The 18,322-nt window shown below is 41.0% G+C and carries 20 protein-coding genes; 9 read left to right on the top strand and 11 right to left on the bottom strand.

Going from position 1 to position 18,322, the window contains the following annotated elements; translation table 11 throughout:
• Nucleotides 1-16: 16 nt before the first annotated feature.
• The 3 genes from DS737_RS06070 to surE all read right to left on the bottom strand — a co-directional run bounded on the left by DS737_RS06070 (nucleotide 17) and on the right by surE (nucleotide 2,808).
• Nucleotides 17-946 carry a LysR family transcriptional regulator gene (locus tag DS737_RS06070; protein ID WP_005084828.1) on the bottom strand — a complete coding sequence of 310 codons (930 nt, stop codon included), beginning with the start codon at nucleotides 944-946 and terminating at the stop codon, nucleotides 17-19.
• Nucleotides 947-1,093: 147 nt separating this feature from the next.
• The gene (locus tag DS737_RS06065) at nucleotides 1,094-1,924 is read right to left on the bottom strand and encodes a peptidoglycan DD-metalloendopeptidase family protein (protein WP_017395543.1); all 831 of its coding nucleotides are present in this window, start codon (nucleotides 1,922-1,924) and stop codon (nucleotides 1,094-1,096) included.
• Nucleotides 1,925-2,034: 110 nt separating this feature from the next.
• Nucleotides 2,035-2,808 (bottom strand): 5'/3'-nucleotidase SurE, encoded by a 774-nt coding sequence (gene surE / locus DS737_RS06060; RefSeq protein WP_004639644.1) that lies wholly within the window; start codon nucleotides 2,806-2,808, stop codon nucleotides 2,035-2,037.
• 152 nt (nucleotides 2,809-2,960) lie between these two features.
• Here surE and DS737_RS06055 point away from each other — a divergent pair, with 152 nt between their 5' ends.
• Nucleotides 2,961-3,332, top strand: a complete 372-nt coding sequence (locus DS737_RS06055) for an MCR_0457 family protein (protein ID WP_113997046.1) — start codon at nucleotides 2,961-2,963, stop codon at nucleotides 3,330-3,332.
• Nucleotides 3,333-3,471: 139 nt separating this feature from the next.
• Here DS737_RS06055 and DS737_RS06050 read toward each other — a convergent pair whose 3' ends face one another.
• Complete coding sequence (locus DS737_RS06050) at nucleotides 3,472-3,834, bottom strand: VOC family protein (RefSeq protein WP_005089839.1); 363 nt, start codon at nucleotides 3,832-3,834, stop codon at nucleotides 3,472-3,474.
• Nucleotides 3,835-4,013: 179 nt separating this feature from the next.
• Between DS737_RS06050 and DS737_RS06045 the strand changes: the two genes are divergently transcribed.
• The 8 genes from DS737_RS06045 (at nucleotide 4,014) to purB (ending at nucleotide 10,752) form a co-directional block, all read left to right on the top strand.
• Nucleotides 4,014-4,409 (top strand): MCR_0457 family protein, encoded by a 396-nt coding sequence (locus DS737_RS06045; protein ID WP_113997045.1) that lies wholly within the window; start codon nucleotides 4,014-4,016, stop codon nucleotides 4,407-4,409.
• Between the two features lie 152 nt (nucleotides 4,410-4,561).
• Nucleotides 4,562-5,710 (top strand): D-alanyl-D-alanine carboxypeptidase PBP5/6, encoded by a 1,149-nt coding sequence (gene dacC / locus DS737_RS06040; RefSeq protein WP_005084817.1) that lies wholly within the window; start codon nucleotides 4,562-4,564, stop codon nucleotides 5,708-5,710.
• Between the two features lie 97 nt (nucleotides 5,711-5,807).
• A complete protein-coding gene (locus DS737_RS06035) occupies nucleotides 5,808-6,353 on the top strand; it encodes a gamma carbonic anhydrase family protein (protein ID WP_017395541.1) in 546 nt (181 codons plus the stop codon).
• 13 nt (nucleotides 6,354-6,366) lie between these two features.
• Nucleotides 6,367-6,879, top strand: coding sequence for a hypothetical protein (locus tag DS737_RS06030; protein ID WP_017395540.1), 513 nt, complete (start codon nucleotides 6,367-6,369; stop codon nucleotides 6,877-6,879).
• Between the two features lie 53 nt (nucleotides 6,880-6,932).
• The gene (locus DS737_RS06025; protein ID WP_017395539.1) at nucleotides 6,933-7,421 is read left to right on the top strand and encodes an NUDIX hydrolase; all 489 of its coding nucleotides are present in this window, start codon (nucleotides 6,933-6,935) and stop codon (nucleotides 7,419-7,421) included.
• 4 nt (nucleotides 7,422-7,425) lie between these two features.
• On the top strand, nucleotides 7,426-8,559 hold the full coding sequence (mnmA, locus tag DS737_RS06020; protein WP_017395538.1) for a tRNA 2-thiouridine(34) synthase MnmA: 1,134 nt from the start codon (nucleotides 7,426-7,428) through the stop codon (nucleotides 8,557-8,559).
• 18 nt (nucleotides 8,560-8,577) lie between these two features.
• Nucleotides 8,578-9,309 carry a high frequency lysogenization protein HflD gene (hflD, locus tag DS737_RS06015; protein ID WP_004639780.1) on the top strand — a complete coding sequence of 244 codons (732 nt, stop codon included), beginning with the start codon at nucleotides 8,578-8,580 and terminating at the stop codon, nucleotides 9,307-9,309.
• A 54-nt stretch (nucleotides 9,310-9,363) separates the two neighbouring features.
• A complete protein-coding gene (purB, locus tag DS737_RS06010) occupies nucleotides 9,364-10,752 on the top strand; it encodes an adenylosuccinate lyase (protein WP_005084804.1) in 1,389 nt (462 codons plus the stop codon).
• 68 nt (nucleotides 10,753-10,820) lie between these two features.
• Here the strand turns inward: purB and DS737_RS06005 are convergent, their stop codons facing one another.
• From DS737_RS06005 to DS737_RS05975, 7 genes are all read right to left on the bottom strand, one after another.
• Entirely contained in the window at nucleotides 10,821-12,014 is a 1,194-nt protein-coding gene (locus DS737_RS06005; protein ID WP_113997967.1) for a hypothetical protein, read from the bottom strand.
• A 149-nt stretch (nucleotides 12,015-12,163) separates the two neighbouring features.
• Entirely contained in the window at nucleotides 12,164-13,804 is a 1,641-nt protein-coding gene (locus DS737_RS06000; RefSeq protein WP_113997044.1) for a thiamine pyrophosphate-binding protein, read from the bottom strand.
• A gap of 41 nt (nucleotides 13,805-13,845) precedes the next feature.
• Nucleotides 13,846-15,312 carry an aldehyde dehydrogenase gene (locus DS737_RS05995; protein WP_113997043.1) on the bottom strand — a complete coding sequence of 489 codons (1,467 nt, stop codon included), beginning with the start codon at nucleotides 15,310-15,312 and terminating at the stop codon, nucleotides 13,846-13,848.
• Nucleotides 15,313-15,323: 11 nt separating this feature from the next.
• Nucleotides 15,324-16,115: an aspartate dehydrogenase gene (locus DS737_RS05990; protein WP_113997042.1), complete on the bottom strand. Its 792-nt coding sequence runs from the start codon at nucleotides 16,113-16,115 to the stop codon at nucleotides 15,324-15,326.
• A 9-nt stretch (nucleotides 16,116-16,124) separates the two neighbouring features.
• Nucleotides 16,125-16,919, bottom strand: a complete 795-nt coding sequence (locus DS737_RS05985) for an SDR family oxidoreductase (protein WP_113997041.1) — start codon at nucleotides 16,917-16,919, stop codon at nucleotides 16,125-16,127.
• A 19-nt stretch (nucleotides 16,920-16,938) separates the two neighbouring features.
• Nucleotides 16,939-17,754: an alpha/beta fold hydrolase gene (locus DS737_RS05980; protein ID WP_171287579.1), complete on the bottom strand. Its 816-nt coding sequence runs from the start codon at nucleotides 17,752-17,754 to the stop codon at nucleotides 16,939-16,941.
• A gap of 30 nt (nucleotides 17,755-17,784) precedes the next feature.
• Nucleotides 17,785-18,306 (bottom strand): cupin domain-containing protein, encoded by a 522-nt coding sequence (locus DS737_RS05975; RefSeq protein WP_004639794.1) that lies wholly within the window; start codon nucleotides 18,304-18,306, stop codon nucleotides 17,785-17,787.
• Between the last annotated feature and the right edge of the window lie 16 nt (nucleotides 18,307-18,322).

The following is an 18,322-nucleotide window of genomic DNA, read 5'->3' as shown; positions in this document are numbered from 1 at the left end:
GACATCTCACTGATGACTAAGCAACTCCTTGTAAGGAACGTCCTCCTGGAAGTTGCGCAAAATATTGCTTCAGTGCATCAATGCAACGATGGACTTTGACTGGGTATTGTTCACGCTTTGAAGTTAATGCTTGTAATGTATACGTCGGTAACTGCCAATCAGGTAGAACTTCAACCAAAGAACCGCTCACTAATTCTTTTTGCACATCCATATACAGAATACGTGCGATCCCTAAGCCTTGCTGGCATAATGATTTAGCGACAAAAACATTATTTGTTCCTAAACGGGTTTGCATTTCCACATTCACATTTTCCCCACTCAAACCATGGCGAAAAGTGAAATGCTGAAAGTTCTGCATTAAAGTGACAGGCAGTAATTCATGGTGAATCAAATCTTCTGGTCGCGTAATCGGAGGCGATTGATTTAAATAGCTTGGGGAGGCAACCAAAATCTGATCTACACGTGCCAATGGAACGACCGTCAATTGTGGATCATCTACTTTAAGACTCATCCGAATCGCAATATCAATTCTTTCTGATATTAAATCAATATAGCGATGATCCGCTTCAAAATGAACCGCTAAACCTTTATGAGCGGACATCCAATGAGACAGCGCGGGAACCACATGCAATGCGCCCAATTCTGGTGTTGTCGCAATACGTAAATCCCCAACAAGATCATCACGCAGCTCATTAATTCTAATTTTTCCACGCTCTGCTGCTGCCAACATTTCCTGACAACTTAAAAAAAATGCTTGTCCTGCCTCTGTTAAGCTCAACTTTCTAGTGGAACGATGAAGTAAGGTAACATCCATTTCTTGCTCTAATGAGCGAATTTGCTGGCTCACTGCGCTTGTTGTTATTCCTAAGTCTCTAGCTGCCCCGCTAAATGAACTTTTTTCTACAACGCAAGCAAAAACCCCCATTGCACGCAATTGATCTAACATACACATCCCTCTCAATTTATTAATATGCTTATTGTTCTAATAAAAGCAAACACATTGAGTATACAGAGAAGTCTATTGATAGACTAGTGATTATTAACAATTTGTTGAAAGTTTGTTAGGGCCTTTTAAAAGGCCCTAACAATAAAATTAGTTTGGTACAACCGTTGTTGGATTGATTGGTTTACCATCTAAACGGACTTGAAACTCTAGCATGACACGTGAAGCTCCAGATGACCCCATTTCGGCAATTTTTTGCCCTGCAGTCACATTATCACCACTCTTGACCAGCATTTTACTGTTATGTGCATAGGCAGTGATGTAACCATCAACATGCTTCACCAAGACCAAATTACCGTATTCTTTTAAACCATCAGCAGCATAAACCACTTGTCCATTTGCAGCAGCAAACACAGGATCACCAACGTTGCCTCCATAGCGCGTACCTTTCACGTTACTCGCCAGATTAAATCCTTGAATCACTGGACCATTTGATGGTTTTACCCAACGCAGACCACTTGCCAATGTTGATGGTGGTGTTACTGGAACAACAGGGCGTTGTTGTGTTGGGGTAACAGGTCTAACTGGTGGTGGCGCAACTTGCTGTTGTGTCGGAATATTAATACTTTGACGCTGAATAGGTGCTGCCTGATTCATTGCTTGTGTTGATGTGGTGCGTTGAGCGGCTGAACCTTTTAAACGTAAGGATTGATTAACATAAATTCGATATGGCGGTGCGATATCATTTAGTGCTGCGATATCGAGATAGTTCATACCATAACGATTTGCAATCCCACTCAAAGTATCACCAGAACGAACTGTGTAATAGTTTGGAGCATTCACATGGCTCGCCCCACCACCACTTACTTGAGGTTTAGATGCACAACCGCTGACAATAGCCGCCGTAACAACAGCCATAGACAATACGATTGTTTTGACCATTTTTTTTGACTGAAAAATCGAGACGTGGTTTAAGTGCATCTTCGCCCTCATCGAAAAATCCTTAATCTATTTTCGCCTTAGAGTACCAAAAAAGTGAGAAAAAACGAGTATTCACGCACGATATTCACAAAGTTATAACATTCACATGACTAACCATTCACGTGATTATGCAAATTATCTAACACCTCATAGTTGGTTGCATCCATTTGAATCGGAGTAATACTGACATAGCCATTTGAAACAGCAAAAAAGTCAGATTGAATATGGCTGCTCGATGCAGGATGTCGCTCCAGTACAGCTTCTCCTGCCAAACCGATCCAAAATACTTGACGTCCACGAGGATCCACATGACTACTAATCGGCTTGGATTGTCCTCGGCGTCCTTGATAAGTTACTTTGGTGCCCTTAATTTGTTCAACATCAGGAATGTTGATATTAAAAATATGACGAGGCGGTAAAATCGGTAAGCCTTGGGCAATAAAATCATGTACCCATTGTGCAGCTCTAGCGTAATCTTGCGGCTGCTCATATGAGCGTACATTTGAACCAGCAAGTGAGACAGCAATTGCAGGATGCTTCATTAAACGGCCTTCAAATGCAGCCCCTACTGTTCCAGAATACAATACATCATCACCCAAATTTGCACCGCTATTGATACCACTCACGACGAGATCAAATTCGAAATCAAATAAACCATTCATGGACAAATAAACACAATCTGCTGGTGTCCCATTTACTGCCCATACGTCTTTGGAAATCTGAACAGGTCGCAAAGGACGGTCGAGTGTTAAGGCACTTGAATAACCACTTCGCTCACTTTCAGGTGCAACTACAACAACACGGCCTAATGGTTTTAATGCATGAGCCAACGCTTGAAGCCCTGGGGCAAAAACACCATCATCATTTGCAATCAAAATATTCACTACGTTCTCATCTCTTCAATTTTGGGCGATTGCTACTTCAAACCTATCGGTAGAATATGTCAATAGCCCTTTTACTACTCAGTTTTCATAATTGAATTATTCCTTCAATTATATATATTTACCACTTCATAGTATTAGAAATTTATGCAGCCATGAGACATTTATCTAAATTTATTCGTATTATTGGGGTTAGCTTCTCACTTTTTACAGCTCAAGCAATTTTTGCAGAAGCAATTTCGGTTCAAGAAGCGGATGCGCTGATTAAAGATGATATCGCGAACGCTCAAGTTTTAATCGAGATGTGCCCAAAAATGATTGGGAAAAATGCTAAATTTGATCAAAACATCAATCAGATCATTGCATCGTATTTAGAAGGATATTCAAATAAATCAGCATCATTGCAAAGCCTTCAAACGGATAATGATTTTAAAATATCATTAAAAGAAGCACGGGCGGCAGCGAAAGAAGTTGATCAAGCTGAACAGAAGTCTGTTTGTGAAGATGTACTTAATTTTGAAGGTTAATTAACCTTGAATGTGGTAGCTTAGTTTAGCAATCTAAAACTAAGCTACCAATTTATATAAATAGAAAATCATATTTAAAATGCTTGATCATTTTTGATTCAGAATATTGAATCCAAGCCTTATTTATTCATCTCTTCAATTACCAAGCATTAGGTTCTCGAACCATGTGAATAATATTGGCTGGACTGCTAATCCATCCTCCTTTAAATCCTTCTGGCAAAGGTTCAATTTCATCACAGCGCACAACGCCAGCATCATTAAGATATTTTGCAGCCTCTGAAAAATTATCAGTAAATAGTTCTAGCCAAAGCTCTGCCTGACTTATTTTAGCTACCGTATCGATCCATAATTTTACTGGACCAAACTCAAAACCAATCTCTGATCCTTTATCCGTAATTGGTTTAAGACCAAGCACATCACGATAAAAAGCAACTGTTGCTTCAAATTGATGTGGTGGAAGCTTCAGTGCAATATCAACACCACCACGAAATTTAGTTGTCATTATACTGCTCCTCATTAAGGTTTTTTTCTTGTTTTTACTAGGATTTGTCAATATCAAACGCCAAGATTGGATTTAAAATCACATTTCCTCCATTGTTCCTACAGCAAGTATACAATTTTATTTTTCGGCTATGCTAAGTTATGCAAACTATGTAAACCCTGATTTGAGTTTAGCTTGTTATGAAGAAAAATGTTTTTAAAACGCTAAGTTTGTCTTTGCTGATTGCTTCAAGTGCATTCGCATCAACTACTTTTGCAGCCAATGTAAAACAAGAGTCAGAAAATATTGATGTCACTTCAACGGTACAAAGTACAACGCAAGAAGAACTTGCAGCAATCTATGTACTTTCTGAAATTTGTCCAAAATTGATTGATGAAGATAAAAAATTTAGCCAAGGTTATGAACGCTTAGTTAAAGAATATTTACCTAAAGAATCTAAAGCTGTGGATGTATTAAATACACGAGCCAAAGCTAAAGATTTCCAAAAATTCCTCGTTGAAGCACGCAAAGATGCAAGTGCCGCAACTCAAGCGCAAAATCGTCAAATTTGCGAAGATGTTCAAAACTATAAATGAAATATTGATAACACCTTATCTGGAATCAGCGCTCCATAAGTCTTAGTTACAATACTGTATGAAAAAGCCGACTTCCCCCATAGAAGTCGGCTTTGCTTTGCCCTAAAATGCTAGGCTCATCTGCACCATATAAGATATTGGAACTACCTAGAATGACTCGAAAAAGCGCTCTTGCTGCATTATTACTTTTGCCAAGCTTTTCATATGCAGCGACTGTCCTATCTGCTCCACCAGAATTAAATAATAAATCCTATGTATTAATGGATTATGAAACTGGACAGATTCTCGCTGCAAAAAATGAAGATGAAAAACTTGCACCCGCATCTATGACAAAGATGATGACGAGCTTCATCATTGAACAAAAATTATTACAAGGCAAATTAACAGAAGACGAACATGTACGCATGAATGAATCAGCATGGTGCCGTGGCAGCAGCGCTGAATCTTGTATGTATGTTCCGTTGAATGGCACTGCGACTGTATTGGAAATGCTACGCGGCATTATCGTTCAATCTGGTAATGATGCATCAAAAGCAATGGCTGAACACATTGCGGGCAATGAAGGTACATTTGCTCACATGATGAACCAAGAAGCCAAACGTCTTGGCATGACCAATACCAACTTCGTGAACTCAACGGGTATGCCTGCGGAAGGTCATTATTCGACTGCTAAAGATATGGCGATCTTGGCTCAGCATATTATTAAAGATAGTTCGAAATATTACCCAATTTATTCTGAAAAAGAATTTACCTTTAATGGGATCAAACAAGGTAACCGTAACGCTTTGCTCTATACAGACCCAAGTGTTGATGGTTTAAAAACAGGTCACACCAGTGAAGCTGGCTTCTGCTTAACAACCTCAAGCAAACGTGGTCCGATGCGTTTGATCTCGGTGATCTTTGGTACACCAAGCATGAACGAACGTGCAAATCAAACACGTGCGTTGTTAGCTTGGGGCTTTGCGAACTTTGAAACTGCAAATGTCCAACCTGCCAACCAAGCAATCGCTAAAGCAAAAGTCTGGTTTGGTAAGGAAGATGAAGTACAGATTGGGCTAGCTGAAAACTTCAATGTGACGATGCCGAAAGGTCAAGCCGATAAAATCAAAACACAACTTGTGGTTCAACCTCAGCTCAATGCGCCTTTAGCACAAGGTCAAGTGATCGGGAAATTGGTTGCAAGTCTTGATGGCAAAGTCATCGCTGAAAAACCTTTGGTTGCACTCAAACCTGTTGAAGAAGCTGGCTTCTTCGCGCGTATGATTGATCGTATCAAGCTATTCTTTAGCAGCTTTTTCTAAGCCCTGACTTTTGAATAGTTAATTTAAGCATTCAGGCTGTTTAGTCTGAATGCTTTTTTACTTTATAATTCCACTATCGTTTATCTTGGTTGATCCCATGACTAAAAACATTCGCTCTTATTTAGACCAAACACCTGATATTGATGCAAGCTGTTATATTGACGATATGTCAGTCGTGATTGGTGATGTCAAATTAGCTGAGAATGTTTCGGTTTGGCCCTTTGCGGTCATTCGTGGCGACGTAAACTCGATTCAGATTGGCAAAAACAGTAATGTACAAGATCATTGTATGTTGCATGTTAGCCATAAAAACCAATCTAAACCAAACGGTTCACCGCTAGTGATTGGTGAAGATGTGACTGTTGGACATCATGTGACTTTACATGGTTGTACCATTGGTAATCGCGTACTAATCGGCATTAATACTGTCATTTTAGATGACGTGATTATTGAAGATGATGTGATGATCGGTGCAGGTAGTCTTGTTCCTCCCCGTAAAGTCTTAAAAAGTGGTTATCTGTATGTGGGTAGTCCAGTACAGCAAGTCCGCCCTCTCACAGATAAAGAAAAAGCATTTTTACCCTATTCAGCGCTGAATTATGTAAAAGTGAAGAATGATTATAAAAATCAAGTAACCGCATAATTAAGAGATAATAATGGTCAAAGTATCTAAAAAACTCTTATATTTGGGTTTTATTTTACCTTCGCTTGTTGTTTCACTCATATTTTTAGTCATCATATTATTTTCTACTATTAGTGAAATATACTCTGGCGAACATGTTATTACTCGGTATATTTTCAGTATCACTGTATTAGAAGCAATATGGTTTATCATCACCAGTGCAATAGGTATGTACTTATTCATACTTCTGTTTTGTGGTATTCAATCCATCATCTATTCTTTTTTGATGAACTATATCATTTTCCCCAAAGTAAAAAGTCATTTTAGAATAGTGTTAATCAGTGGTGTACTCGGTGGGCTATCAACAACTCTACCAGTATTATCCCTTTATTTTTATTCAGCTTTATTCGGAATGGGCGATTATCCAAATCTTTATACTGAAATTTTAATGCTTAGTCCTTTATTTGGCTTTGGGTTCGTAATTGGTCTGTTTTCAGGTTATTTATTATTAAAAGCATACAAGTCACAAGAAAAAGCTTTAACCTAGCCATCTTGCCCCAAATTTTGTAGAATACGTTTTTTAAAATCATGGTGCTTTCTATGACCGCTTGGACACCTCATGTCACAGTCGCCACTGTAGTCGAAAAAGACGGACGTTTTTTGTTTGTCGAAGAACACAGTGAGGGCTATGTACATACTGTGTTTAACCAACCTGCTGGTCATGTTGAATGTGATGAAACCATTATCCAGGCAGCAATTCGTGAGACCTTAGAAGAAACAGGTCATCATGTTGAAGTTGATCACTTACTCGGTATTTATACCTATACGCCACCAATGTTTCCTGATCGTACCTATTACCGTTTTTGCTTTTTGGCACATGTGACTTCAGTTGAAGAAAATGCGCAACTGGATACAGGTATTGTCAGTGCAGTATGGATGAACTTGGATGAGCTACAAGAAACAGCTCGTGCACGTAGCCCATTGGTTTTAAAAGCTGTTCAAGATGCCCTCGCTGGCAAGAAATATCCTTTATCGCTTATTTATGAGCACCCTTTTTCTCCCTCATTAACTTCTCATTTGGATGCTTAATTAGATGCAACAACGTGTCATCGTCGGTATGTCTGGTGGTGTAGACTCCTCTGTTTCTGCCGCGCTTTTACTTCAACAAGGATATCAAGTTGAAGGTCTTTTCATGAAAAACTGGGAAGAAGATGATGGTACGGAATACTGCACAGCACTTGAAGACTTGGCGGATGCGCAAGCCGTAGCAGATAAAATCGGGATCAAACTGCATACAGCAAATTTTGCAATGGAATACTGGGATCGTGTATTCGAGCATTTCTTGGCAGAATATGCCGTTGGTCGCACGCCTAACCCAGATATTCTCTGTAATAAAGAAATCAAATTCCGTGCATTCTTAGATCATGCGATGACATTGGGTGCAGACTTCATTGCAACTGGTCATTACGCGCGTCGTGGTGCTAGCATGCAAAATTCGCGTGGTGAAACTTACGCGCCATTACTACGCGGCGTTGATAATAATAAAGATCAGACCTATTTCTTACACGCAGTGCATGGTCGTGAAATCAACAAGACGCTATTCCCTGTTGGTGAAATTGAAAAACCTCAAGTTCGAAAAATCGCTGAAGAACTAGATCTCGCTACAGCCAAGAAAAAAGATTCAACGGGAATCTGTTTTATTGGTGAGCGTCGTTTTAGTGATTTCTTAAAACAATACCTCCCTGCTCAAGCTGGAAAAATTGTCTTAGACAACGGCAAAGAAGTTGGTGAACATCACGGCTTAATGTACTATACGCTGGGTCAACGTGGTGGGATTGGTATCGGTGGTATGAAAGGTGCACAAGAAGGTGCATGGTTCGTATTACACAAAGATGTTACCAATAACCGACTAGTGATTGGACAAGGCCATGAACATCCATTGATGCAAAGTACTCAGCTTTGGAGTGAGTCGATTGACTGGGTTGCCGGTGAACAGGAAATTCCAACATCAGGTTTCCGATGCACTGCCAAAACGCGTTATCGACAACCTGATCAAGCGTGTACTATTTATCGTGATGATCAAAGCGAAAATGGTATTCGTGTTGAATTTGACGAACCACAAAGAGCCGTTACTCCTGGGCAAAGTGTGGTGTTTTACTCAGGAGAGGTCTGCTTAGGTGGTGGCGTGATTCACCACACCAATGCACCTCAACCCGATTTTATCTAAGGATATTGGAAGCGTAGCATGGCGGAGTTCCCATTTCAGCCCAACCAAGCGTTGAATGTTCAACAAAACCGTGCTTTGGCATTGGCTGCAGTTTTTCAGGCAACCCAGTTGACACATATGACAGCCATGTCTGGTCAACAAAGTATTGGGGAAAGTGGTAACTTCTATTTTGAACTCCTCGTCAAAGCCAGCCTAAATATCCGTCCAACAAATAATAATGCAAAACAGACCTTAGATTTTTTTAACCAGCTTGCAGATATTTCCTTAGGATTAAAAACATTAGAAGGCTGTATTACCCAGCCTTTTAATACTGCACCAAAATCCAGAATCCCTAAACTCAGTAACACCAAACTGCCAATGTCTTATGCGATGGCATTGTTGCAGTTGGAAAAAAAGGTTTATAGCAACCCCGAATACGTTAAAATTATTGAAAAATCTCAACAAAAAATCCTCAAACAGTTGTCTTTTTTCGATAACAATTATTTGCATCCAAGTGTCATTGCCAGTTTGGCACAAACGTATGTTGAAACTGCTGGGCAAATCAATCCACGTATTCTCGTTCGTGGTAATGCTGAAGCATTTAAAGATATTAATCATACCAATCGAATCCGAGCATGTTTGTTTACGGGCATACAATTGGCGCATTTATGGCGACAACTCGGTGGTAGTTCATGGACGATGGTTTTCAGAAAACGTAAGTTGTTGAACGATATTCAAGCTCTCGCTCGTTTGCAGTATCAGGTGGTTTAAACCGATGCTTCAACGAATTTATTTTTATGTTTATTCCAAGATTAAGGAATCTGTATGAATGCTTTAACCGCACTCTCACCACTTGATGGACGTTATGCAAGCAAATGCGATGCACTACGCCCTTTTTTGTCTGAGTTTGGTTTAATCCACGCTCGTGTCACTGTTGAAGTGCGTTGGTTACAAGCACTTGCAAATCGTGCAGAAATTATCGAAGTACCAGCTTTCTCTGCTGAAACCAATGCCGCTTTAGATGCGATTGTCGCTGATTTCTCTGAAGAAGATGCCAATCGTATTAAAGAGATCGAACGTACAACTAATCACGATGTAAAAGCAGTTGAATATTTCCTTAAGGAAAAAATTGCCAACATCGACGAATTAAAAAATGCAGGTGAATTTATTCATTTCGCATGTACTTCTGAAGACATCAACAACTTGTCTCATGCATTGATGCTTAAAAATGGTCGTGAAGTTTTAGTTGCAAGCATGAAGCAAATTCTGAATGCAATCTCTACTTTGGCAACCACACATGCTGAACAACCAATGTTGTCTCGTACACATGGTCAAACTGCTAGCCCAACAACTTTGGGTAAAGAAATGGCAAACGTTGCATATCGTTTAGCGCGCCAAATCAAGCAATTTGAAAATGTTGAATTATTGGGCAAAATCAATGGTGCTGTAGGTAACTACAACGCTCACCTTTCTGCTTATCCAGAAATTGATTGGGCTGCACATGCGCAAGCATTTGTTGAGTCTTTAGGTTTAAGCTTCAACCCATACACCACACAAATTGAGCCACATGATTACATGGCTGAATTGTTTGATGCATTGCGTCGTTATAACACGATCTTGATCGACTTTAACCGTGATGTTTGGGGTTATATTTCGCTTGGTTACTTCAAGCAAAAATTAAAAGATGGTGAAGTTGGTTCATCAACGATGCCTCATAAAGTAAACCCAATTGACTTCGAAAACTCAGAAGGTAACTTAGGTATCGCAAATGCAGTATTGGGTCACTTAGGTGAAAAACTTCCAGTTTCTCGTTGGCAGCGTGACCTAACCGATTCAACTGTTCTTCGTAACATGGGTGTTGGTTTTGCGCAAAGCTTGATTGCTTTTGATGCTTGCTTAAAAGGTATTGGCAAACTTGAACTCAATGCGAACCGTTTAAATGAAGATTTAGACCAAGCACAAGAAGTTCTTGCTGAGCCGATCCAAACGGTTATGCGTCGTTATAACGTTGAAAAACCTTACGAAAAACTAAAAGCGCTTACTCGTGGTCAAGCCATGACACGTGACATGATGGTGAACTTCGTAAATGGTGATGAGCTTCTTCAAGTTCCAGCTGATGAACGTGCTCGTTTAGCAGAGCTTACACCTGCAACATATACAGGTAATGCTGCTGAACAAGCAAAACAAATCAATGATTTGATCAGCAAAATCTAAGCTGACAACTCATTCATAAAAAAGCAAAGCCTCGGCTTTGCTTTTTTATTTTTCTATACTTAGGAAGTTTAAAAACTAAAACCAATATTTAAGTTGATACGATAAAGCCATTTATCACTATTTGGTGAAACAGTAGAAGTAAAGCCCGTTGCATTGGTTGCACCACCGATAATATTGGCGTTTTTCCCCCATGTATAATCCGCCCACACCATGAAAGGTGAGGCAATAAACATCATGCCAGTGGTATTCATTTGTGAGGCTGACCAATCCTCACGTTTTTTATCTAAATAACTATAATCATTGTAGAAACGGATGGCTTTGAGTTTGCCCATGTCTTGTACAGGTAATGTATAAGCGAGGTTTAAACTCGCAATGGTTCCTTCGGAAGCAATGAAATATGCTGGCGTTAAACCATTCGCTCCCATCAGTGTCATATCATTGTTTACACCATCAGGATTTTTTGCATCATATTGATAATGAATCACTGAGCTTTGTAAATTAAAACGCTTGTAATTGTTATCTGTATGCAATCCAACAGCATAGTACTTACCATTTTTATCTGTGATCTTGTTGTGTAGCTGTGCAATAGCACCTGATACACCAAACTCTTGCTTGCCAAATTCAGTTTCTAACTTACGAACAATCCGTGTATTCACTTGGTGACGTTTTTCATTTTGATAGCCTTGTTGTGTCGGGAATGCATTTTCAGCTAAATCATCATAGGTCGCACTTTCGGGAGAATAACGAAGATTGGTTGCGAGCATCTCAGGATAATAGCCTAGCTTCATGTCCCATTCTTTATTCTGAAAATTCCAATTCAAGCCTGGAGCAATGTTATTACCATAACCCAAGAAAAATGGAATGTGATAAGTCCAACCATTTTGTGGATAAGGATAAATTGCAAAGGGTTTATAGACAAAACCAGCTTCTATGCTGTTATGTTCATCCAAATGATAACCCACATAGGCTTTTTCTATCGAACGTTTACCTTGATCTTGAAAGAGGTAACTGGCATTAAAATAGGCATCATCAAACTTACCTTTCAGATCAACTCGGAAAATATCAAAATAGAGTTTTCCAAAACCACCATTTGGCCCCTCCCAGTTTTCGTAACGTTGATTCAAACGCACTACACCACCGAGTTTGACAGCATCCGTCCCATCTTCACTTTTCCATTCCAGTGCTGGACTTTGTGCAAATGCATGAGATGCTGTACCCAAATAACATGCAGCAAGCATCGCGACCATCATTGTCTTTTTCATATCATGTTCCTTCGCTTTGATACCAACCATCCTGTTGGCTCTATTTTTTGTTTTACCTGTAAAACATAGTTTTATTCGATTTGTAGACAAAAATTTTTGCCTACAAATCGTTCTTCAGCAGCGCTATTACCGAGCAATACCGAGATGGATTAATACAATTTCTTTTGTGGAGGACCTGCAAAATTCAGAGGCCCAATTGAATGCATATCCAGTTCAATCACACTTGGACCTTGGAAATCAACTGCTTGCTGAATCACTGTTTTAAACTCTTCTGCACTGCCGACTTTCCAGCTTTTCACGCCCATCGCCTCACCCAATGCTTGGTAATCAGGTGTGTGTAATTCGTTAAAATACTGACGGCCACCGAAGTAATTATTTTGAATACCGCGCATAACCCCATAACCACCATCATTCATGATCATCAGCACCATATTGGTATTTTCTTGCGCCATCGTCGCAATCTCACCAATCCCGAGCATCAAACCACCATCACCGACTAAACCAATCACTTTTTTGTCAGGATTGGCAATTGAGGCACCAATTGCTGTTGCCAGACCAAGACCAATCGCCCCTGCTAAAGAGTGAATATTTTGGTTTGGTGCTTGTACTGGGAATAAACGACTGCCCCACGTACTGCCTGACATGGTGATATCACGAACAAAGATGCCATCTTGTGGTAAAGCTGTACGAAGGTAATCACAGATCAAAGCATATTGATCAAGCTGTGTACGTAAAGCATTGATTGCTGCCTGTTTCGCATCGACAACTGCTGCATCATAATCAGCATCTATTTTAGATACGCCTGCTAAACCTGTGAGAACACGTTGCAACACATCTTTGGCATCACCACAAATGAAATTACGAATTTTGTAATTACGTTGTTGTGCAACAGGATTCGCATCGACCTGAATAATATTTTCAGGGAACTGCACTGAATAGGTTTTGGTTTCGTTACTACGTAAGCGAGAACCAACAACAACCAATAAATCGGCATCTTTTAAAAGTTGTTCAACGCCTGCGGAGTTATGGAATGCACCTAGGCTACGCGGATGATCATCTGCCAATACACCACGCGCATGGGTTGAAGACACTACTGGAATACCGAGATCAGCGATCGCTTTGACTTCATCCACACTATTAAGCGTACCACCGCCGATCCAAAAAATTGGACGTTTGGCTTTTTTGATTTCATCAATGATCAAATCAACTTCAACTTGATCTGCTTGTGGCAATTCAAGTGCTTTGACTGGACCTAGATTCAGGGGTAAATCAATTTCTGCTGCTTGAACATCAATCGGTAGCTCAACACTAACAGGCCCCATTGGGACAGTAGTCGCTACACGAATTGCTTCACGAATCACGCCTACCGCATTGTCAGGGCTAGTAATACGAAAAGCAGCTTTGCTCGATGCACGTAAGAAAGTCAGTTGATCTTTGGTCTCATGAATAAAACTCGCATCTCGATCTAAATATTCACGTTCAACTTGACCTGTTAAATGCAATACTGGACTACCTGCATTCATCGCTTCAATCAATGAACCCACAGCATTCCCTGCACCTGCACCAGTACTGGTCAAGGCGACACCTAAACCTTTAAAGCGTGAATGACCATCTGCCATCGTCACCGCACCTGCTTCACCACGTGCTGCGACGAAACGAATTTTTTCACGACGACCGACTGCATCAGCAATTGGCAAGTTGTGAATTGAAATAACGCCGTAGATACTATCAACTTGGTGCGCCTCTAAAACACGAGCGATTGCTTCGCCTACATTTACACGTTCTGTCATTACTGTATTCCTCAAAAATTTTATTTCATTCCATGAATTTATTAATCGCACCAAGGATTTGGCTGTTCGCTTAATCCCATATAAATGCTTTTTTGTTGCATATACGCCAAGATGCCTAAACGACCTTTTTCACGCCCAATTCCACTTTCTTTGAAACCACCAAAAGGTGCAGAAATTGAGAATTTTTTGTAGGTATTGATCCAGACTGTTCCCACTTCCAAAGCACGTGCAAGTTGCCAAGCTTTACGATAGTTTTCAGTCCAAATCCCTGCGGCCAAACCAAAACAACTGTCATTGGCTTGGGCAATCAGATCCGCTTCATCGTCATATTTCATGACTACCAATACAGGACCAAAGATTTCTTCCTGACAGGTTTGTGCTGAATTATTGAGACCTGTGATAATGGTCGGCAAATAGAAGCTGCCTTTTGCTAAATCACCTTCAGTCAATGCCTGACCACCAACCAAAACTTGACCACCTTCTTTTTTTGCTAACTGAACATAAGCATCGACTGAGGCTAAATGCTTCGGATTGATCAAAGAACCCAAATGCACGCCTGCGGTTTCAGGATGTCCTACGCGCAAGCCTTTGGTAATTTCAACTAGACGCGTTAAGAATTGATCATAAATACTGCGATGCACAAATAAGCGTGATCCAGCAATACATGCCTGTCCTGCTGAACTAAAAATGCCATAAGCCACACCTTTTGCTGCAAGCTCAATATCGGCATCTTGCATGACGATCGTTGGTGATTTTCCGCCAAGTTCTAAAGATGTGGTGATCAACTTGTCAGCGGCGATATGTGCCAAATGACGTCCTGTACTGGTTCCACCTGTAAATGAAATTTTGCGTACTAATGGGTGCTTTACGATTGCATCACCAATCACAGAACCACGTCCTACGAGCACACTCAATAAACCTTTAGGCAAACCAGCGTCTTCAAAGATTTTTGCTAATTCCAATGCGATCAAAGAAGTCGCTTCTGCTGGTTTCAAAATGACTGCATTACCGCCAGCAAGCGCAGGTGCTAGCTTCTGTACTTCGCTGGCAATCGGTGAGTTCCACGGTGTAATCGCTGCCACAACACCCACAGGTTCATGCACACTCATGGTCATAAAGTCTGGCGCACGTTGTGTGGTTAATTCATCATTTAGTGTCTCGCAGGCTGCTGCCACATAACGCGCTGTTGCCGCTGCACTTAGAGTTAAAGCGCGCGTTTCAGCCAATGGTTTACCATTATCACGGGTTTGTAGCTTGGATAGCTCATCCACACGCGCTTCAATAATGTCAGCCACTTTATACAAAATGCGCGCACGTTCATGCGGTAGACTGTTACGCCAGTCCGCCTGACGCCATGCCAAATCAGCCTTTTCAATCGCTTCATTGACATCATCTAAACTCGCCGTTGAAATCTCAGCATTTACAGATTGATCTGCTGGAAACAGACTTTGAATCGTGTCGCCTCGACCTAATCGCCATTCACCAGCGATATAAATTTCCTTTACCATGATCAAATCCTTTAAATCTGAATTGCTTGAACACTATTGCGACAGGCACGAATCACACTGAGTGCAGCCAATGTCGAAGTTTTCGGGTTACTCGCCAAAGGCACACCGACCAACTCAATCGTCATTTCACCGAACACACCTTCCGCCACAATCGTGTGCTTGTTTTTATTGATGTTTGGGTCAACCGTCAGTTCCACCATGGTTTCATCCATTCCCAAACCTGCAAGCGCAATCGTCGCCGCAACATTGGCATTGGCTGGAAACTTCAATGCAGCTTCACGGGCTGTACCACGGAAAAAAACGGTTGCTTCACTCACCTGATCTAAATCAACCAATTGCTCTGCATAACTGCCACGCCAACTTTTTGGACTCTTGCAGCCTTTGTAAGTGACCTTTTCCAAACCACCTTCTTTCGCCGCTGAGATCCCATCAATTCCAGCAATCGCACCTGCCAAAAGATGTAAATGGGCATCATGTTGCTCCGCGGTATTTTTTAACTGGATCAGAAACTCGTTATCCGCCAAAGTTCCAACTGAGATGAGCCCAATCGTCCAACCCTTTTCCAAAACCTTTTGCGCATGCTCTTTCACCGCAGCTTGACCAGCAACTTCAATCACGTAATCAGGTGTACCCTGACATTGATCAATCGAGCTAATCACTTGCACGTCATGAGCAACTTGCGCTTGAACTTTTTCAACACTCCGTGCTGGTACCACAATCCATTTAAGTTGTAAGTCTTGCGGCATATGGGCATACACTTCTGCTGCCATCGCGCCAAAACCAATCATCATCAACTGTTTCATGTGCACACCTTATAAATGTTTATTAAATCCACCAGAGACATCGAGAGTTGAACCTGTGGTATAGGATGCTAAAGGCGATGCGAGAAAGACCAAGGCACGTGCTGGTTCTTCAGGCTTACCTAAACGTTGCATCGGGATACCACGATTTTTAGCAATATTGCCTGTCCATTGTTCCCATGACAGATTTGGGTCTGAACGCGTTTCAAAACGGCGTTTCCACTGTGCCGACTCCACCATACCCAAAAGGATTGAATTCACACGGACACCATATTGAGTAAATTCATGTGCCAGTGAGTGCGTTAAATTTAGTAGCGCAGCACGTGCAGATGAGGTTGCGATCATGTGCGGTTCAGGTTGTAGGGCTAACAATGAGTTCACATTGGTGATTGAGCCACAAACAGACTGTTTTAAATCGTCTAAAAATGCACGAACGGGATGTAATACACTGAAATATTTGAGTTCAATTTCTTTCATCCAATCTTCGTCTTGGGTATTTTCAAAATTCGACACACGACCTTGACCAGCGTTATTGATCAACATATCGACATTGCCTAAGTTTTGCTTCACATCTTGTGCAAATCGTTTTACATCTTCTTTGTCCAAAACGTTGCAGATATTGGTGTAAATATTGGCATGTGGATATTTCTCTAAAATATAAAGTTTCGATGCTACTAAACGCGCTTCATCTCGACCACACCATGCGACCTTTGCACCTTCTGCAACTAAAATTTCCACAGCAGCCAAACCAATGCCTGACGAGCCACCTGTTACAACTGCTACTTTTCCTTCAACTTGGAAGCTCATATCCATATCTCTCGTTTAATTAATTTGCCGATAAAACAATGTCGTTAAACTGATCAGGTTGATCGACATAACTCAGATGACCTGCATCTGTAATGAGATGACATCGGCTCAATTGCATTTCCATCGCCAGCTCCATGATGGCTTGAGCAGGCGTGATTTCATCCTTGTCACCAGCAATCACCACACATGGAACTTTGATATCTATTAAATAATTTCTAATCTCGTCATACGCCAACAAATACGATGCTCGCGTAAAACCGTCTAAAGTGAGCTGCCCCATCACTTCACCAACCAATGCCAGTGCTTGAGGGTCTTGTTTATAAATTAAATGTGGACCACGGCTTGCCGCCATCCCCGCATTGCCCAAACTTTTCAATAGATTTGGGCGTTTCTGATAAACCTGTGCTTTGGTGTCTTCATCCGATCGTTGATAACCCTGCGCTGCATTGGCAATGATTAAGGTTTCAACACGTTCAGGATATAGATGGGCAAAAGCACTTGCCTGTAATGCACCTAATGAATGACCTACAATGATGGCTTTAGAAATCGCCAATGCATCCATGATCGCCAGCACACGCTGAGCATAATCGGTTGCATTTGGCTGTTCCGTATTTAAACCCTCAGATAAGCCATAACCCGGTGCATCCCAAGCAATGACATGAAAGTGATGACTAAGGACATCAAGCTGATTGACCCATGATGCAGAACCAGAGCTGATACCATGTAAAAGAATCAGCGTTTGGCCTTGTCCAGCTTCGCGATAGGCTTGCAGCTGACCATCGATCTCAATGGTTTTCACTGGGTATTGGGCTAATGTGTCAATCAAAGTCATCACTTCATTCCTTTTTACAGTTAATCGCGTTGATTAACGTTTGATTTGAGACAATGGATGCTCAGGTGGATAGTTTGGAATAGTTGGTTTTCCAGCACCCAACATCACACACATCAAGGCATCTTCCTGACCAGGGTTAAACAAGCCACGATAAATACCTGGCGGAATTGAAATCAGATCACGCTCTTTCAATTTGGTTTGAAATTTTTCACCGTTATGCTCAATGAACAGATCAATCTCGCCACGTAACATGAAAAACACTTCTTCAACATCGTGATGGATATGCAAAGGACCTTCACATTGCGCAGGTAAAACCATGGTTGAAAAAGTAAAGTTTTCAGCTGGAACCGTGTTGCCATCATTGACTACACCTGTTGCCCCTGTTCCCATATAACGCATTTGAGCACGACGATATTTCGGGTCATAATCTGCTTGGAATTTCAACGCATCGAAATCATATTTACGTGTTTCAAAACGTGCGATACGTGTGTTTAACCAATCTTCCAAACTAGCGCCTTCAGGCTGTTTCCATGATTCAAATTGTTGAGTAGACATGTTTAACTCCTAAGTT

Origin of the sequence: Acinetobacter haemolyticus, assembly GCF_003323815.1 — a bacterium.
Lineage (GTDB): Bacteria > Pseudomonadota > Gammaproteobacteria > Pseudomonadales > Moraxellaceae > Acinetobacter > Acinetobacter haemolyticus.
Note: the sequence above shows the minus strand (reverse complement) of the source record. Positions and strands in the feature narration are given on the sequence as shown.

Coding starts and splice junctions, on each gene's coding strand:
- DS737_RS05975 (WP_004639794.1), bottom strand. CDS start 18,306: ATGTCTACTCAACAATTTGAATCATGGAAACAGCCTGAAGGCGCTAGT.
- mnmA (WP_017395538.1), top strand. CDS start 7,426: ATGCAACAACGTGTCATCGTCGGTATGTCTGGTGGTGTAGACTCCTCT.
- DS737_RS06000 (WP_113997044.1), bottom strand. CDS start 13,804: ATGACAGAACGTGTAAATGTAGGCGAAGCAATCGCTCGTGTTTTAGAG.
- purB (WP_005084804.1), top strand. CDS start 9,364: ATGAATGCTTTAACCGCACTCTCACCACTTGATGGACGTTATGCAAGC.
- DS737_RS05990 (WP_113997042.1), bottom strand. CDS start 16,115: ATGAAACAGTTGATGATGATTGGTTTTGGCGCGATGGCAGCAGAAGTG.
- DS737_RS06050 (WP_005089839.1), bottom strand. CDS start 3,834: ATGACAACTAAATTTCGTGGTGGTGTTGATATTGCACTGAAGCTTCCA.
- DS737_RS06025 (WP_017395539.1), top strand. CDS start 6,933: ATGACCGCTTGGACACCTCATGTCACAGTCGCCACTGTAGTCGAAAAA.
- DS737_RS06030 (WP_017395540.1), top strand. CDS start 6,367: ATGGTCAAAGTATCTAAAAAACTCTTATATTTGGGTTTTATTTTACCT.
- hflD (WP_004639780.1), top strand. CDS start 8,578: ATGGCGGAGTTCCCATTTCAGCCCAACCAAGCGTTGAATGTTCAACAA.
- DS737_RS06035 (WP_017395541.1), top strand. CDS start 5,808: ATGACTAAAAACATTCGCTCTTATTTAGACCAAACACCTGATATTGAT.
- DS737_RS06070 (WP_005084828.1), bottom strand. CDS start 946: ATGTTAGATCAATTGCGTGCAATGGGGGTTTTTGCTTGCGTTGTAGAA.
- DS737_RS05995 (WP_113997043.1), bottom strand. CDS start 15,312: ATGGTAAAGGAAATTTATATCGCTGGTGAATGGCGATTAGGTCGAGGC.
- DS737_RS06045 (WP_113997045.1), top strand. CDS start 4,014: ATGAAGAAAAATGTTTTTAAAACGCTAAGTTTGTCTTTGCTGATTGCT.
- DS737_RS06055 (WP_113997046.1), top strand. CDS start 2,961: ATGAGACATTTATCTAAATTTATTCGTATTATTGGGGTTAGCTTCTCA.
- DS737_RS06065 (WP_017395543.1), bottom strand. CDS start 1,924: ATGCACTTAAACCACGTCTCGATTTTTCAGTCAAAAAAAATGGTCAAA.
- DS737_RS05985 (WP_113997041.1), bottom strand. CDS start 16,919: ATGAGCTTCCAAGTTGAAGGAAAAGTAGCAGTTGTAACAGGTGGCTCG.
- DS737_RS06005 (WP_113997967.1), bottom strand. CDS start 12,014: ATGAAAAAGACAATGATGGTCGCGATGCTTGCTGCATGTTATTTGGGT.
- dacC (WP_005084817.1), top strand. CDS start 4,562: ATGACTCGAAAAAGCGCTCTTGCTGCATTATTACTTTTGCCAAGCTTT.